Origin of the sequence: Bradyrhizobium sp. 62B (assembly GCF_030272265.2) — a bacterium.
Taxonomy (GTDB): Bacteria; Pseudomonadota; Alphaproteobacteria; order Rhizobiales; family Xanthobacteraceae; genus Bradyrhizobium.
In genome coordinates this window covers 4,212,790-4,229,361 of the sequence record NZ_CP092841.2, presented here as the reverse complement: position 1 = coordinate 4,229,361, position 16,572 = coordinate 4,212,790, and the positions used below count along the sequence as shown (strand labels likewise).

14 protein-coding genes are annotated in these 16,572 nt (G+C 64.5%); 5 read left to right on the top strand and 9 right to left on the bottom strand.

The annotated features are described in order from the left end of the window. Positions 1–56 precede the first annotated feature (56 nt). From ML401_RS20030 to ML401_RS20020, 3 genes are read left to right on the top strand one after another with little or no spacing between them, the layout of a single operon-like run. Complete coding sequence (locus ML401_RS20030; RefSeq protein ID WP_285806654.1) at positions 57–1,184, top strand: mandelate racemase/muconate lactonizing enzyme family protein; 1,128 nt, start codon at positions 57–59, stop codon at positions 1,182–1,184. Beyond that, entirely contained in the window at positions 1,184–2,779 is a 1,596-nt protein-coding gene (locus ML401_RS20025) for a GMC family oxidoreductase (protein WP_285806653.1), read from the top strand. The genes ML401_RS20030 and ML401_RS20025 overlap by 1 nt, the downstream gene beginning before the upstream one ends. A 28-nt stretch (positions 2,780–2,807) precedes the next feature. Continuing rightward, entirely contained in the window at positions 2,808–3,530 is a 723-nt protein-coding gene (locus tag ML401_RS20020; RefSeq protein ID WP_063684293.1) for a GntR family transcriptional regulator, read from the top strand. 5 nt (positions 3,531–3,535) lie between these two features. On the opposite strand, the gene ML401_RS20015 is transcribed toward ML401_RS20020, so the two are convergent. The 9 genes from ML401_RS20015 to ML401_RS19975 form a co-directional block, all read right to left on the bottom strand. Further along, positions 3,536–5,326, bottom strand: a complete 1,791-nt coding sequence (locus tag ML401_RS20015) for a chloride channel protein (protein ID WP_285806652.1) — start codon at positions 5,324–5,326, stop codon at positions 3,536–3,538. A 1-nt stretch (position 5,327) separates the two neighbouring features. Continuing rightward, the gene (locus tag ML401_RS20010; RefSeq protein WP_376717286.1) at positions 5,328–6,158 is read right to left on the bottom strand and encodes a formylglycine-generating enzyme family protein; all 831 of its coding nucleotides are present in this window, start codon (positions 6,156–6,158) and stop codon (positions 5,328–5,330) included. A gap of 147 nt (positions 6,159–6,305) precedes the next feature. Further along, complete coding sequence (locus tag ML401_RS20005; RefSeq protein WP_212066007.1) at positions 6,306–7,949, bottom strand: arylsulfatase; 1,644 nt, start codon at positions 7,947–7,949, stop codon at positions 6,306–6,308. Positions 7,950–7,981: 32 nt separating this feature from the next. Next, positions 7,982–8,755, bottom strand: a complete 774-nt coding sequence (locus ML401_RS20000) for a GntR family transcriptional regulator (RefSeq protein WP_211417458.1) — start codon at positions 8,753–8,755, stop codon at positions 7,982–7,984. Between the two features lie 4 nt (positions 8,756–8,759). Next, a complete protein-coding gene (locus ML401_RS19995) occupies positions 8,760–9,812 on the bottom strand; it encodes an ABC transporter ATP-binding protein (protein WP_211417457.1) in 1,053 nt (350 codons plus the stop codon). Continuing rightward, positions 9,809–10,648, bottom strand: a complete 840-nt coding sequence (locus ML401_RS19990) for a carbohydrate ABC transporter permease (RefSeq protein WP_212066010.1) — start codon at positions 10,646–10,648, stop codon at positions 9,809–9,811. The genes ML401_RS19995 and ML401_RS19990 overlap by 4 nt, the downstream gene beginning before the upstream one ends. Then, positions 10,645–11,580, bottom strand: a complete 936-nt coding sequence (locus tag ML401_RS19985) for a carbohydrate ABC transporter permease (RefSeq protein WP_211417455.1) — start codon at positions 11,578–11,580, stop codon at positions 10,645–10,647. The genes ML401_RS19990 and ML401_RS19985 overlap by 4 nt, the downstream gene beginning before the upstream one ends. Before the next feature lie 3 nt (positions 11,581–11,583). After that, the gene (locus tag ML401_RS19980) at positions 11,584–12,978 is read right to left on the bottom strand and encodes a sugar ABC transporter substrate-binding protein (protein ID WP_212066011.1); all 1,395 of its coding nucleotides are present in this window, start codon (positions 12,976–12,978) and stop codon (positions 11,584–11,586) included. Between the two features lie 184 nt (positions 12,979–13,162). Further along, positions 13,163–13,966, bottom strand: a complete 804-nt coding sequence (locus tag ML401_RS19975; protein WP_211417453.1) for a DeoR/GlpR family DNA-binding transcription regulator — start codon at positions 13,964–13,966, stop codon at positions 13,163–13,165. A 222-nt stretch (positions 13,967–14,188) separates the two neighbouring features. Between ML401_RS19975 and ML401_RS19970 the strand changes: the two genes are divergently transcribed. After that, positions 14,189–15,208, top strand: coding sequence for an ABC transporter ATP-binding protein (locus tag ML401_RS19970; protein ID WP_259211620.1), 1,020 nt, complete (start codon positions 14,189–14,191; stop codon positions 15,206–15,208). 63 nt (positions 15,209–15,271) lie between these two features. Further along, positions 15,272–16,525, top strand: a complete 1,254-nt coding sequence (locus ML401_RS19965; protein WP_285812709.1) for an ABC transporter substrate-binding protein — start codon at positions 15,272–15,274, stop codon at positions 16,523–16,525. Positions 16,526–16,572: the final 47 nt, after the last annotated feature.

The window sequence follows — 16,572 nt, the reverse complement described above, 5'->3', positions numbered from 1 at the left end:
AATAGGATGACCATACAAGTGGCGCCTTTGGTCGTAGGCGTCGCAGGCATTCCCGCATGACATCGCCGCCTTTCACCCTCCGAAGCGTCCAGGCCTTTGGCTATCGCTACCCGCTGACCATGCCGGTCATCACGTCCTTCGGGCGGATGAAGGATCGGCCCGCCGTGTTCGTCCGCGTCGAGGACGGCGACGGCAATATCGGCTGGGGTGAAGTGTGGTGCAATTTTCCAGCACCGGGAGCCGAACATCGTGTTCGGCTCGTCAACGAGGTGCTGGCACCGGCCCTCGTCGGGTTCAACGCGCGTGAGCCGTCCGACGCGTTCGAACACCTGACGCAGGGAACGTCGGTGCTCGCGCTGCAATCCGGAGAGGCCGGGCCGTTTGCGCAATCGATCGCCGGCATCGATCTGGCCGTCTGGGATCTCTACGCGCGCCGCCGGAACGTCGCGCTGTGGAAGCTGCTCGGCGGGACGAGGCGTACGATCAGGGTCTACGCCAGCGGCATCAATCCGGTCGGGTCCGAGCGGACGGCGGAAGCGGCTCTGGCCCGCGGATACCGCGCGCTGAAGCTGAAGATCGGCTTCGATCCGGCAGGCGACCGCGCCAATCTCGCCGCGTTGCGCCGTCTCGTGGGTGAAGGTCTGCTCGCTGCCGACGTCAATCAGGGCTGGAGCCTGGCGCAGGCGCTGGAGCTTGCACCGCAACTCGAGCACTTCGCGCTCGCCTGGCTCGAGGAACCGCTTCGCGCCGATCGCCCCCGCCAGGAATGGGCGCAATTGCGCGAGGCCATCCGCTTTCCGCTCGCGGCCGGCGAGAACATCGCGAGCCATGCCGGCTTTGCCGAGGTGCTGCGTGAGCCGGTGCTCGGTGTCGTCCAGCCGGACATCGCCAAATGGGGCGGGCTGTCGGCTTGCGCGGGCATCGCGCGCGATATCCTTGGGTCGGGAAAGATGTTCTGCCCGCATTATCTCGGCGCCGGCATCGGTCTTCTGGCATCTGCGCATCTTCTCGCCGGCGTCGGCGGCGACGGACTGCTCGAAGTCGACTGCAATGAAAACCCGCTACGTGACCGGTTCTGCGGTCCGGTGCTCGATGTCCGCGACGGCATGATCGAGCTCGGCGACGAAGCGGGTCTCGGCATCACGCCCGATTTTGCCTCAATCGAAAATTACCGGACGATCTGATGCCAGCACGCGGTTATGACTACATCATCGTCGGCGCGGGCTCGGCCGGCTGCGTGGTCGCGAACCGATTGTCTGCGGATCCGGCCTGCCGCGTGCTGTTGCTGGAGGCCGGCGGGTCGGATCGGAATTTCTGGCTGAAGCTTCCGGTCGGCTACTACCGGACCATCTACAACGAGCGGTTCTCGCGCCTGTTCAGGACCGAGCCTTCGGAAGGGAGTGGCGGTCGCGCCATCGTCTGGCCGCGCGGCCGCGTGCTGGGTGGCTCCTCGTCGATCAACGGTCTGATCTTCATACGGGGCCAGCATGAGGATTTTGACGATTGGGAACGCCTCGGTGCCGACGGCTGGAGCTATCGCGAGCTCCTGCCGTATTTTCGGCGCTACGAACGCTACCGCGGCGGCGAGAGCCAGTTTCACGGGGGGCTCGGTGAGTTCGAAGTCTCCGATCTCCGCAACGATAATCCGGCATCGAAGGCCTGGGTCGAGGCAGGCGTGCAGTTCGGCTTGCCGCGCAATCCCGACTTTAACGGCGCTACGACGCTCGGTGTTGGCACCTATCAGCTCGGCATCGGGCGGCACTGGCGGACCAGTTCGGCCTCTGCGTTTCTGCGTCCCGTCGCCGGTCGTCCGAACCTCACCATCATCACCCACGCGCAGGTCAGCAGGGTCGTTTTCAACGGTCGAGTCGCGACCGGCGTCGAGTGGATCAGCAAAGGGCAGGTCCACAGCGCGACGGCTGATCGAGAGATCATCCTGTCGGGCGGCGCGCTGCAGTCGCCGCAGATCCTCCAGTTGTCCGGCGTTGGTCCGGCCGACCTGCTGCGCAAGCTCGGCATTTCCGTCGTTGCCGATTCCCCTGACGTCGGCGCCAATCTTCAGGATCATTATCAGGCCCGGCTGATCGTCCGCCTGAAGGAGCGGATTTCGCTCAACGATCAGGTCCGCAATCCCGTCGAGCTAACGAAGATGGGGCTGCAATGGATGCTGGCGGGCAGCGGTCCATTGACGGTGGGGGCGGGGCAGGTCGGCGGCGCAGCCTGCACGGAATACGCCGTCGGCGGACGGCCGGACGTGCAGTTCAACGTGATGCCGCTCTCGGTCGACAAGCCCGGCGAGCCTCTGCACAGCTATTCCGGCTTTACCGCCTCGGTCTGGCAGTGCCACGGAAAGTCGCGCGGACAGCTTGCGATCAGTTCGACCGATCCGTTTGAGCAGCCGCGTATCGCACCAAACTATTTCGCCGAGGAGATCGACCGCAAGACCATTGTTGCAGGCCTGAAGATTCTGCGCGAGATCAATCGGCAGAAGGCGTTTCGACCGCTCTGGGATGTCGAGATGGTGCCGGGCGAGGCGGCCAGGGATAATGCCGGGCTGTGGGACTTTGCGCGCAACACGGGAGGCACGGTATTTCACTGTGTCGGGACCTGCCGCATGGGCCGCGACGCGCAGGCCGTGCTTGATCCGCAGCTGCGTGTGCGCGGCGTCGAGCGGCTGCGGGTGATCGATGCCTCGGTGATGCCGCAAATTACCTCGGCCAACACGAATGCGACCAGCCTAATGATTGGCGAACGCGGTGCAGCGCTGGTCATGGCTTGATCGCGCGACCGGAATTCCGGAGGACGAGATGGAATTGAGTTCCGACAGCCACGTCCCCAAATACGCACAGATCGCCGACATCTTCCGGCAGCGCATCGCGCGCGGCGTCTGGACTCAGGGCTTTCGCCTGCCGGCCAATGAGGAGCTCGCGGCCGAGTTCGGCGTGTCGCGCGTTACGATCAGGCAGGCGGTGGAGCTGCTCGCCCGCGACGGCGTAATCGAGGCGCAGCAGGGCCGCGGCACCTTCGTCACGGGGACCGTGCGGCAGGATCGCTGGCTCAAGGTCGAGACCACTCTGTCCGATCTCGCCGACATGTATCGCGACACTTCGCCTGAGATCATCAATATCTCGGAAAGCCGCACCAATGCGCCGCTGCTTCCCGGCGACGGCAAGCCGGCCGAAAAATATGTCTTCATGCGTCGGCTGCATTCGCGGGAGAAGCAGCCGTATTGCGTCATTTCCATCTATCTCGACGAGAAGATCTTCCGCAGGTCACCGAAGCGTTTTCGCAACGAGACCGTGATTCCGATCCTGAACGATCTCAGGGATCCCGCCATCGCGAGCGCGCGCCAGACGCTGACGATAGGTGCCGCGGACATCGAAGCCGCGCGGCTGCTGCGCGTGCCGCTGAATTCGCCGGTGGCAGAAGTCCGCCGCATCTTCACGACCGCGGACCGCACCGTGATCTATCTCGGCGAAGTCACCTATCGCGGCGACTTCGTGCGGATCGACATGGATCTGCGGCCCTAGCCCTCTCAACGCGAGAACAATTCCTGGTTCCGGCGCTCAAGCTCCTCCCCGTAGGTGCGCAGGACGTGGGATTCGCTTAAGGTGCCGATCGTCGCGCGATGATCGGTGCGATCGACGACCGCGAGCACATCGGCCTCGCTGCGTTCAAAGGCCTTCAGGATCTCGCGCACCGGCGTGGTCGGGAGCAGGCACTCATCCTGTTGCTGGGCCAGTGACCCCAGTTGCTCGTCGTCCTGGTTGGCGACGGAATGCAGCGTCGCGGCGGGCACGATGCCCGCATAGATGCCGCTGGGATCGCGGAGCACGATCTGGCGAACCTGTGCCGGCGAGAACAGCTTTTGCGCCTCGCCGATCGGCATCGTCGTCAGCGCGTTCTCGAAGTCGGTGCGCATCAGCGAAGCCGCGCTCATCTGCCGTATCCAGCCGATGTCCTGCGGGCCGCGGATCACCTCGCCGCGCAGATGGAAGCGCCATGTGGCGAAGCTGTACCCGAATAGTTCGCGCACGATCAGCGCGCAGACCGACGACGCGACCACCGCTCCAACGGTGACGGAGAAATCGCCGGTGATCTCAAGCGCAAGACACACCATGCTGAACGGCGCGCCAAGGACGCCCGTCCCGAGTGCGGCGAGCGCCGCGATGGCGGCCGTGCCGGGTTGAAGCGCCAGCGTGGGAAGAGGGCCGGTCAGCACGATGCTGTAGAGCTGCCCGATCAGCGCGCCCAGCAACAGCGAGGCGAAGAACAGGCCGCCGCGGAAGCCGGAGCCGAGCGAGATGGCGGAGGCGAGGATCTTGAACACGATCGTGGTCGTGAGCAGAAGCCAGGTCGGATTGCTGACCAGCAGGATCTGCATCGCGCCGTGACCGGCGCCGAGCACAGTGGGCGTCAGCAAGGCGAGGCCGCCGAGGAGGAGGCCGCCGAGAATTGGGCGCAGGAAGCCCTTGAACACCGTGATGCGCTGAAAGCAGCGCTCGGAGAATGCGACGGCGAGCATCACGAGGATGCTGACGAAAGCGCAGATGATGCCGATCAGCACCGTCTGCCCGATCATTTCGACGGAAACCGGCGAGGGAAATCCAGGCACCATCAGGAAGGACTGGTGCGTCAATTGCCGCGCGACGAGCCATGCGGTGACGGCGCTGGCGATGACGGGCACGAGACCGGCGGACGTATAGGCGCCGAGCACGACCTCGAAGGCGTAGAAGGCGCCCGCGAGCGGTGCGGAAAATGCGGCGCTGATCGCTCCCGCGGCGCCGCAGGCCACCAGCAGCCGCATGTCGTTGCGACGGGCAGCCAGGCGCTGGCCGACATGGGAGCCGAACATCGAGCAAATCTGGGTATAGCCGGCCTCCAGACCGACCGATCCGCCGAACCCGTTGGACAGCAGCGTCTGGATCGAGATCAGCAGGCTGCCGCGAAAGGACACCCGGCCGCCATAGAGCGCATTGGCCTCGATTGCGTCGGCGAGCTGCTGTCCCTTCACGCGCCGGGCGAAATACAGTCCGATCAGCGCGAGCACCAGGCCGCCGATCATCGGCACGAGCAGCGTGCGCTGCCAGGAAATCACGCCGGTGGCGCTGAGATGTGCATCGAAAGGAATGTCGAACAGCAGGGCGTGAGAAACCTGGCTGAGGCTCGAGATCGCAGCCACCAGCACGCCACTGAGCAGCCCGACGACGATCGCGACCAGCACAAGGCCGGTCTCGCGATTGCGCACGAAGTTGCGCAGGAACAACGGCAGCAGGCGGATGCCGGGAGCCGCGGCCGGCTTCGCAGGATGTGATGCCGACGCCATCCTAGGCCGGATCCCGCAGCGGTTCGGTGCGCACGACGCGGAAGCCGATATTGCTGGACGCGGAGTCGGGCGTGTTGGAGCTTCGCGCCGCGACGCGGTAGCGATTGCAGTAGGATTCGTGGCAGAGGAAGGATCCGCCGCGCATCGACCGGTTGGGAGCAGGCTCGCGGTTCAAGGGATCTCGCGATGGCGTGAGGCGGTGATAGCTCGGCGAAAAATAGTCCTCGCACCATTCCCAGACGTTTCCGGCGACATTGTGCAGGCCATATCCGTTGGGGAAGAAACTGTGAACCGGCGCCGTACCGAAATAGCCATCATCCACGGTGTTGCGGTCGGGAAAGTTGCCCTGCCAGATATTGCAGCGATGCTCGCCGCCGGGCTTCAGCTCGTCGCCCCAGGGGTAGGTGGCCCGGTCCAGCCCGCCGCGCGCGGCCATCTCCCATTCCGCCTCGGTCGGCATGCGCGTGCCGGACCATCGGCAATAGGCCTGTGCGTCGTTCCAGGAGACGTGGACGACGGGATGATCGAGCCTGTCCAGGATGTTGCTCGCGGGTCCTTCCGGCTGCGCCCAATAGGCGCGCGTCACCGGGACCCACCATGGCGTTTCCTGAACGCGCGTCGTGCGGGCCGCACGTGTCTCTTCTGGCAACAGCCCGTCGAAGACAAAGCTCCAGCCGTAGCGTTCGGCGTCCGTCGTGTAGCCCGTGGCCCGGACGAAGTCGCCGAATTGCAGATTGCTCACGGCGTGGCAGGCAATGGCAAACGGCGACAACGTCACCAGCCGTACCGGGCCTTCGCCGTCCGCGACGAAGCCGATGCCGGCGGATCCCATGTGGAAGGTTCCGCCGATCAGCGAGCTCCAGCGGCGCAGGATCGGAGTTGAACTGGGAGTGATCGCCGCTTGCGCATCCTCGCCCGTCGCCGGCCCGCTGCCGGCGGCGCGCCGAGTGCAACAGTGTGAGCGATCCCCGGTCATGCCCTATTTCTGCTTCTCTTCCTCCCAGAAGGCTGTGCCGCCTTCCGCCTTCATCAACTCCAGAATCTTCTCGCGCGGGATCACGCCGCAGCGATTGGCCCATTGCTGATACTGCGCCGTCATCTCGCGGACGCGATCCGGATGCTGCGCGGCGAGATCGTTCATCTCGGTGCGGTCCGTCTCCATGTCGTAGAGCTCCCAGGGGCCGGGATACTTCCGCACCAGCTTCCACTTGCCGACGCGAACGGCGGCGTTGCCCTCGTGCTCCCAGAACAGCGGGCCACGGTTGCCATACGCCGAGGCGAATGACGGCACCAGGCTCTCGCCTTCGCAGGGAAGGATGGCGTTGCCGTTATACTCCTTGGGATAGGTGGCGCCGGTGACGTCGAGGATGGTCGCCATCACGTCGGTGAGCTGGCTCGGATTGTGCCGCAGGCCGCCTCTCTCGGAAATGCCGCGCGGCCAGTGTACGATGAACGGGGTTGCGATGCCGCCTTCGTGGATCCAGTGCTTGTAGAGACGGAACGGCGTGTTGGAGAGGTTGGCCCAGGCGGTGCCGTAGCTCTGGTAGGTGTCCTCGGCGCCGGGCATCAGGGTCGGGTCATTGCCGAAGCGCACCGGTCTGCCGTCGCGCGTCTTCGCCTGCGCGATCATGAGCTGGTCGACCAGCTCCTTTGCCGTGACGCCTTCCGGAATGTCCTCGGCGCAGGCGCCGTTGTCGGAGAGGAAGATGATCAGCGTGTTGTCCATCTGGCCGGTCTCGTCCAGCGCCTTCAGGATGCGGCCGATGCCCTGGTCCATGCGGTCGATCTGGGCCGCGTAGACCTCCATGCAGCGCAGCGTCCATTCGCGCTGCTCCGCGTCGGTCCACGGCGGTTGGGTCGGATCGCGATCGGTCAGGCGCCAGTTCGGATGGATGATGCCGTCGTCGACCAGGCGCTTGAGGCGCTCCTCGCGCAGCCTGTCCCAGCCCGCATCGAAGCGGCCCTTGTACTTGGCGATGTCCTCGTCATGGGCATGAAGCGGCCAATGCGGCGCCGTATAGGCGACGTACTGGAAGAATGGCGCGTCGGGCTTCTGCGCCTTGTGCTGGCGGATGAAGGCGGCAGCCTGATCGCTGATCGCATCGGTGTAGAAGAACGAGGGATCCTTCACCGCCTCGTCCTCGATATTGTCGTTGCCGCGGGTGAGCGTGTTGGGATGGTAAAACGAGCCGGCGCCGATGATGGTGCCGTAGAAGTGGTCGAAGCCGCGCTGCATAGGCCATGCGTCGGTCGGCTCCGTCAGGCTGCTGGCGATGTGCCATTTGCCGCTGAGGTAGGACGTGTAGTTTCTGCTCTTCAGGGCTTCGGCGATCGTCACGCAGCTCTTGTTCAGATTGCCGGCATAGCCTTCCGGGCCGTTGCTGTAGGTGAGGATGCCGATGCCGGTCTGGTGCGGATGCAGGCCGGTGAGCAGCGAGGCGCGCGACGGGCTGCAGCGTGCGGTGTTGTAGAACTGCGAATAGCGCAAGCCATTCGCCGCGAGGCGGTCGAGGTTCGGCGTCTGGATTTCGCCGCCGTAACACCCGATGTCCGAAAAGCCCATGTCGTCGTTGAGGATGAGCAGGATGTTGGGGCTATCGGGGGTCTTTGCGCCATTCGGCATGTTTGTGTCCTCGTTCTCGACGTGTGTCGTTGCTAGTGGCGGCGCGTCAGGCTGATGCTGAGGCGGAAATATTTCGGCAAGTACACGGCGCGCAGCAGCTCGAGCGCCCGTCCGTCCTTGCCGAAAGTAACGCGCTCGATGGAGAGCAGGGGCGAGCCGACCTTGACCCCCAGCAGCTTGGCGCTGCCGGCGTCGGCGAGGTCGGCGCTGATGGTCTGCTGGGCGTCCTTGATGGCGAGGCCAAGCTCGTCCTCGAAGACGCGGTACATGATGATCGAGACCAGATCGCGCTTCTCGAGCTCGAGACCGATATCCGGGGGATAGAAGGCGTGCTCGATGGCGATCGGCGTGTCGTCCGCGAGCCGCAAGCGCCGGAGCTGCCAGACGGCGCGCTCGCGCAGCTGCTCGCGAACGGCGGCGTCGTGCCGGTTGGTCATGCCCTGCTGCAGGATCGTGGCGCCGGCCTGGTAGCCGGCATCGCGGATAGTTTCCGAAAAGCCCATGAGGTGGCCGACCCAGTTCTCGGGCTGGTTCGAGCGCAGGAAGGTGCCGCGGCCGCGCGAGCGGTCGAACATGCCTTCGTTCACGAGGGGGGCTATGGCGTTGCGGATGGTAATGCGGCTGACGCCGAAATGGCGGCCGAGTTCGGCCTCGGTCATCAGGCGGCCGGTCCCGTCGATCAACTTACCGTCGCGCACCTGGCTGCGAATGGATTCACGGATCTGGATATGCAGGGGCGTCGAGCCTTCCGCAACGACATCGCTGCCGAGCGGCGCGGCCTTCTTCTTGCGTGTTTGAATAGCCATGGTGTCAGAGCCGCATGCGCGTTGCTGGATCGAACAGATGAATGTCTTGCGGTCGGGCCGTGATCGAGATCGTGTCGCCCTCGCCGGGAATGTTGCCGTCGGCGACGCGCATGCGGATCATGGTGCCGGCGCAGTCGAGGTCGAGCACGGCGGTATCGCCGAGATCCTCGATCAGGTCGACGCGCGCGCCGAGGCCCCCCTCCGTCATGCGGAGAGCGCCGGGCCGAAGCCCGACCACCACGTCGCGCTCACCCGCGGTCGTGGCCGTCGTCTTGAGACGATGGCCTGCGATGATGACGTCGCCATCCACGTAGCGGGCAGGGACGAGGTTCATCGGGGGATTGCCGATGAAGCCGGCAATGTCGATCGAGTTCGGGCGGGCGAACACCTCCGCGGGCGTGCCGACCTGCTGAATTTCGCCCGACATGAACACCGCCATGCGGTCCGCAAGGGTCATGGCCTCTTCCTGGTCGTGGGTGACGTAGACCGCGGTGACGCCGAGCGAGCGCTGCAGCTTCTTCAACTCGGCGCGGGTTTCCAGCCGCAGCTTTGCATCGAGGTTCGAGAGCGGTTCGTCGAGCAGGAACAGGCGAGCCTTGCGCACGATGGCGCGGGCCAGCGCGCAACGCTGCTGCTGGCCGCCCGAGAGCTGGCCCGGCTTGCGGTCGAGCAAATGGTCGATCTTCACCTTGCGCGCCGCGTCCTTCACTGCGGGCGTGATCTCGGCCTTCGGCAGCTTGGCCATCTCCAGCGGGAAGGCGATGTTCTCCGCCACCGTCATGTGCGGGTAGAGCGCGTAGCTCTGGAATACCATGGCGATGTCGCGGTCCCGCGCATCGGTCGAGGTGACGTCCTTGTCGTCGATCAGCACGCGGCCGGCGGTTGGTGCATCCAAACCTGCGAGGATGCGCAGCGTCGTGCTCTTGCCCGAGCCGGACGGGCCGAGCAGCGCGAAGAACTCGCCCGGCCTGATGTCGAAATTGACGCCCTTCAGAGCGGCGAACTCGCCGTGCATCTTGACGATGTTGCGAAAACTGACCTGACCCTGGCCGCTCATCGGCGTCCTCCGCCCTTGACTGCACCGACCGTCAGGCCCTTCACGATATGCTTCTGCGCGACCACGCCGAGGACGACGACAGGCAGCATGGCGAGAACCGAGACCGCGGCGAGCTTGGCCCACAGCGTCTGCTCGACGGAGACGAAATTGAACATGGCGACCGTGACCGGACGCACCGTGTTGCCGCTGAGCACGACGGCGAACAGGAATTCGTTCCACGCATTGAGGAACACGAACACGATCGTCACGGCGATGCCGCCCCGGACCTGCGGAATGATGATCCGCCACAGCGTCTTCAATCGGCTGGCGCCGTCGAGATAGGCGGCTTCCTCCATCTCGAAAGGAATGTCCTCGAAATAGGAGACCAGCAGCCAGATCGCGAAGGGCAGGGAGAACGACAGATAGATCAGGATGATGCCCTGATAGGTGTCGATCCAGCCGATGTTCCGCAGCACCAGGAAGTAGGGGATGATGATGCCGACCGGCGGCAGCATCTGCGTGGCCAGCACGTAGAAGCCCGCGAACTTCTTGCCGCGAAAGCGCAGGCGCGCCAGCGCATAGGCCGCGGGCACCGCCATCAGCATGGTGACCACGGTGGTGCCGACGGAGATGATGACGCTGGAGAGCAGGTTCGGCAGGATCGATCCCGAGCCGAACAAAACGTCGCGATAGGCGTCCCACGTCGGCGTGAACACCAGCTTGGGCGGATAGGCCAGCACGTCGGAATCGGTCTTGAGTGAATTCATGACGCTCCAGACGATCGGAAACGCCCAGGCGAGCAGGAAGACCGTGGAGATCGCCAGCAGGGCCATGATGCGGAGGCGCTTGGCGGTCATTTCGCCCTCCGCATCGCGAACAGGATGCCGGAGATGATGATGGTCACGACCAGGAGCGCGACCGCGAGCGCCGAACCGTAGCCGATCGACAGCTCGGTGAAGGATTTCCGATAGGCATAGAGATTGAGGATCTCGGTCGCCGTGCCGGGGCCGCCGGCGGTGACGGTGAAGATCGCCGCGAACGCGGTCAGCGCCACCATGGTCCGCATGATGATGACCATGACGATCGCCGGGCGCAGCAATGGCAGGGTGATGCGGCGAAAACGTTGCCAGGCGGAGGCGCGGTCGAGCCGCGCCGCCTCGTAGATGTCTTCGGGCAGCGAGGCGAGCGATGCCAGCAGCACCATGAACGCGAACGGCGTCCACTGCCAGGTGTGGATCGCGATCACCGAGACCATCGCGAGCGTGGGATCGCCGAGCCAGTTCTTGCTGCCGAGGCCGGCATTGATGGCGAGGAAGTCCACGATTCCGAATTCCGGCGCCAGCATGAAGGTGCGCCAGATCATTCCGACCACGGCCGGCGACAGCACCACGGGTAGGATGGCGATGACCCTGAACCAGCCCTGGCCACGCTTCATGTCCATGACCAGCAAGGCGAGCGCGAGGCCAATGATGACCTGCAGCGCGACGGTCGAGCCGGTATAGACGAGGCTCACCAGCAGCGAGGTCCAGAAGCGCTCGTCGGAGAGCAGCACCTGGTAGTTCTCGAATCCGACGAAGCCGTTGGTGAACGGCATCGCCAGATCCATCCGGAACGCACTGGTATAGACTAGGAAGAGCAGCGGAAACGTCGTCGTGGCGAGCAGCGCAAGAAACGCCGGTGCGAGCAGGGCTGCTGCGAACCGGCGCTCGCGCTGCGCCAGGACGTGGCCGAAATCGCTGCGAGGCGCCTCGCTCGCGATCCCGGCCGATGTCACCGCTGTCGTCGCCATGGCTCAGCCGCGCATCATCGGTTCGATGCGGCGCTGCGCATCGTCCAGCGCGGCCTTGATCGTGACCTGGCCGGAGAGGGCCGACTGGATCGCGGTCGCCATGGTGTCACCGATCGCCGGCCATTGCGGCACGCGCGGACGCCAGTCGACGTCGGTGTCGTCCTGCAGGGCCCCCATCGTAGCCTCGACGAAGTTTTCGCCAAAGCCGTTCATCAGCTTGATGTAGTCGGGATCCTTCCACACCGAGGTGCGGTTGACGCCCGAGCGTTTGGTGGGACCGGCGAACTTGTGCGCGGTGCGCGCCTGGGTCTCAGCGCTCGCGGCCCATTGGATGAACAGCCAGGTCGCCTTGCGCTTCTTCTCCGGCAGTGCGGAATTGATCGGGAAGCCCCAGTTCCAGATCGACGTTGTGCGCTTGCCCGAGGGGCCCTTGGGCCAGCGCGCATAGGCGACCTTACCAATCACCTTGGATTTTTCGGGATTGTTGATGACCGAAGCCGATGAATGTGCGTCGATGTAGCTGGCGACGGTGCCTTGCGAGAAGGCGTCGGCGATATCGGGCCAGTTCCAGTTCGCCGCCGCGGTCGGCGCGTATTTCTTCATGATGTCGACGTACCAGGCGAGCGCCGCCTCGGCCTCGGGGCCATTGACGGTGAGCTTGCCGCCCTTCATCCAGTCGCCGCCGAACTCGCGGAAGATCGACGGATAGATGTACATGTTCTGGCCAGCACCGGCGACGCCGCGCAACGCTGCGCCCCAGACGCGATCGTTCGGTGTGTTCAACGCCGCGGCATTGGACATGTAGGCCTCTAGCGTGTCGGCCGGCTTCAGGCCCTTCGCGTCATAGAGGTCCTTGCGATAGACCTGAATGGTGACTTCGCCGTCATAGGGCATGCCATAGAGCTTGCCGTCGATGCCGTTGGCGCTGCGCCAGGCCGGAATGATGTCGTCGAGCTTGAACCAGGCCGGATCGGTCAGCGATTTGTCGGCAAGGTAAGTGTCGAGCGGCTCGACCCATTTGTTCGCGGCATAGAGCGCGTAATACATGGGATCGGCGGCGTGGGTCGCGTAGGTGCCGGTCTTCGAGGTCAGGTCGATGACGCTCTTCTGCCGGATCTGCGCCGGCGGAATCTTCTCGAAGCGAACGTCGATGCCGGTGAGCGCCTTGAACTGCGGCGCCAGTGCAATGAGGTTTTCGAAATAGCTCGCCGGGATCACGGCGACCGTGATGGACTCGCCGGACACCTGCTGCCAGTCGATCTGAGCGGATTTGTAAGGCGCAAGGTCGGCGTCCTGCGCGGCAGCTTGCCGGAGAAAGGCCGGACCAAGCGTCGCGAAAGCGGCGGCTGCGGTTCCGGTCTTGAGTAGCGTTCGTCGCGTCGGCGTGAATGACGGCATGCGGTCCTCCCGAAAATCCGGATTAATATTTCCCGTTAGTTAGGACATTTGCCCAAATGTTATAACAAGTCAACCGCGACAAATTGGGTGTCCTCCGGCCATTTGGCGCGGAGCGCGGAACGACTGCGGACCTCGCCTCCTGGAGGCGCGATCGGGCCGAGCAGCGATGAGATGCAGTTGCCGGCTAGATATCGCCGAGGAGTTCGAAATCTGCGCGAGCGTCGCCGGCCGTATGGATCTGGCCGCTATATCGCTGTGCGCTCAGCTCGAACGCTGCCGGCAATCGGTCGTCGATAACGAGATGGTGGCAATCGTCGAGGTGGCCGCCGCGAACCGTTGCATTGCGCCCGAATTTGGTGATGTCGGCCACGAGCACGGACGTTCGTGAATTGGCGGCGATGGATTGGCGTGCCTTGACTTCATCGACATGGAAGTCGAGCAGCGAGCCGTCCGCATCGACGCCGCCGACGCCGAAGATTCCGAAGTCGGCGCGAAATCCCGAGAAGAAATGCACGGCGGCCTCGCCAATGATGTCGCGGTCGAGCGGCCGCAGCGTGCCGCCGGCGATAGTGATCTCCACGTCCGGATTATGCGAGAAGGCTGCGGCCACGTTCAGGCTGTTGGTGATCACCCGCAGATCCCGTCGACGGGAAAGTGCTTGCGCGACATATTCGGGCGTCGTGCCGAGCCCGATCATCAGCGACGTCCCGTCCGGAATGAGTTTGGCGGTCGCATGCGCGATCCGCCGCTTGGCTTCGGCGTTCAGCCTGTGTCTGCTGCTGTAGGCGAGGTTCTGATTCTGGACGGGGAGGCTGACCCCACCATGCACGCGCCGAAGCAATCCCTGGTCGCAGAGCGCATTCACAAGGCGGCGGATGGTCTGCTGGGTCACCTCGAAACGCGCCGCAAGCTGCTCGATGGAAGCGAAGCCTTGCTCGCGCACGATCTCCAGTATGTGGACCTGACGTGTCGTGGCGCTCCTGGCCATGAGCCCTCCGTTCGCGACAAAAGTATCATTTGAACGGCCAAGACGCAATTTTCTGTTTCATATGGTGTCACATTATGTTCATATGAACATAATAGTTGCTACGCCGATGAATGCGCGTGGCTCGAGGGAGGACGCATGTACTGGTCTTTGACCGGCACTGTGCTGCTCCGTTGGAGCGAGCCGCCATCAGCGTCGCTGCATCATGCTGAGAGCGAACCGGCCATGTCGGCGATTACGCTGAATCATGTCTCCAAGTCGTGGGGCGCGATGCGCGCCGTCGATGACATCAGTCTGACGGCGGACGAGGGCTCGCTGCTGGTGCTCCTGGGGCCGTCCGGCTGCGGCAAGTCGACCACGTTGCGGCTGATCGCGGGGCTCGAGGAGGCCGATGCCGGCACGATCGCGATCGGCGGCGTGGACGTGACCCGCCTGTCGCCGGCGGACCGGAAGATCTCCATGGTCTTCCAGTCCTATGCGCTGTTCCCGCATTTGAGCGTGGCCGAGAATATCATTTTCGGCCTGCGCGTGCGGCGGGTGTCGCGCGCCGAACGCGACGCCCGGCTTCGTCGCGTCGCCGACATCGTTGGTCTCGCGCATCTGCTCGATCGCAAGCCGTCGCAATTGTCGGGAGGGCAGCGCCAGCGCGTCGCGCTGGGACGCGCCATCATCGCCGAGGCGCGGGTCTGTCTCATGGACGAGCCGCTGTCCAACCTGGACGCCAAGCTGCGGCACGAGATGCGAACGGAAATCCGCGCGCTGCAGCAGCGCCTTGGCATGACGATGGTCTACGTGACCCACGATCAGACCGAAGCCATGACGATGGCGGACCGCGTCGTCCTGATGCGCGATGGCCGTATCGAGCAAAACGGCTCGCCGGAAGAGCTCTACAACAGGCCGGCGACGGCGTTTACGGCGCGTTTCATCGGCACACCGCCGATGAACCTGGTGCGTCAGGGCGATCATCTGATCGGCATCCGGCCGGAGCACATTCGCATCGTGCCCGGTGGCGATCATGCCGCGCGGGTCAAGGCCGTCGAGCATCTCGGAGCCGACAGCATCGTGCTGTGCGACATCGACGGTCAGCCGATCTCGGTGCGGCTCGACGGGTTCAGCAAGGTTCAGCCCGGCGAGGATGTCCGGCTGGCCTGGGAGGCCGGTCACGAGCATCGGTTCGATCCGGCTACGGAATGCCGATTGGAAACTTCTGCCAGGGAGGGCCGGCTGGCGACCTCTGCTGGATAGCAGCGGTGGCTTCAGGCGCTCGGCGGATTACAGAGGGAGAGAGAGATGTTTGCGCGACGAACGATGTTGATGGCAGCCGCACTTGCCGTGCTCTCGATGGGGGCACGTCCCGCTGCCGCGGTGGATCTGACCATGTACTATCCGGTCGCGGTTGGCGGCCCCGTCACCAAGATCATCGACGACATGGTCTCGAGCTTCGAGAAGGACAATCCGGACGTCAAGGTGACGGCGGTCTATGCCGGCAACTACACGGACACGATGACCAAGGCGATGACCGCGATGAAGGGCGGGCAGCCGCCGCAACTGTCGGTGCTGTTGTCGACCGACGTGTTCACGTTGATGGACGAGAACGCGATCGTGCCGTTTGACGACCTCGTCGGCGACAAGGCCTGGTTCAAGGAATTCTATCCCGCATTCATGGCCAACGGCCAGGTGGACGGCAAGACCTGGAGCATCCCGTTCCAGCGTTCGACCATCGTGCTGTACTGGAACAAGGACGCCTTCAAGGAAGCCGGCCTCGATCCCGAGAAGGCGCCGGCGTCCTGGGACGAAATGGTCGAGATGTCGAAGAAGCTGGTCAAGAAGGAGGGCGCCAACACGACGCGTTGGGGCGTCGAGATCCCGACGACCGGCTACGGTTACTGGATGCTGCAGGCGCTCACCATCGAGAACGGCCAGAAGATGATGAACGAGGCCGGCACCGAGGTGTACCTTACCGCGCCGAAGACGGTCGGCGCGCTCGACTACTGGGTCGATCTGTCGCGCAAGCACAACGTCATGCCGACCGGCAGCATCGACTGGGCGACGCTCCGCACCGACTTCCTCGAAGGCAAGACGGCGATGATGTGGCACACGACGGGTAACCTCACGGCCGTCAAGGACGCCGCAAAATTCCAGTTCGGCGTGGCCATGCTGCCGGCCAAGGAGCGGCGGGGGTCGCCGACCGGCGGCGGCAGTTTCTACATCTTCAAGAACGCTTCGGCCGAGCAGCAGAAGGCCGCCGTCAAGTTCATCCAGTGGATGACGGCGCCCGAGCGTGCGGCGGAATGGAGCATGAAGACCGGCTACGTCGCGGTGTCGCCGGCCGCCTACAAGACCAAGGCGATGGAAGACTACGCCAAGGGCTTCCCGCAGGCGACCGTCGCGCGCGATCAGCTCGAGCATGCCGTGCCGGAGCTGTCCGTCCACGAAAACGGCCGCATCTACAAGTTCGTGAATGATGCCGTGCAGGCCGCGGTCACGGGCTCGCAGAAGCCGCAGGAAGCGCTGGCTGCCGCGCAGGCGCAGTCCGACCGCGTGCTGCGCGCCGCCAAGTAGTCGCAAAGCAAGGGACGTGGCGGGGTGGCGGTTCGCCGCCATCCCGC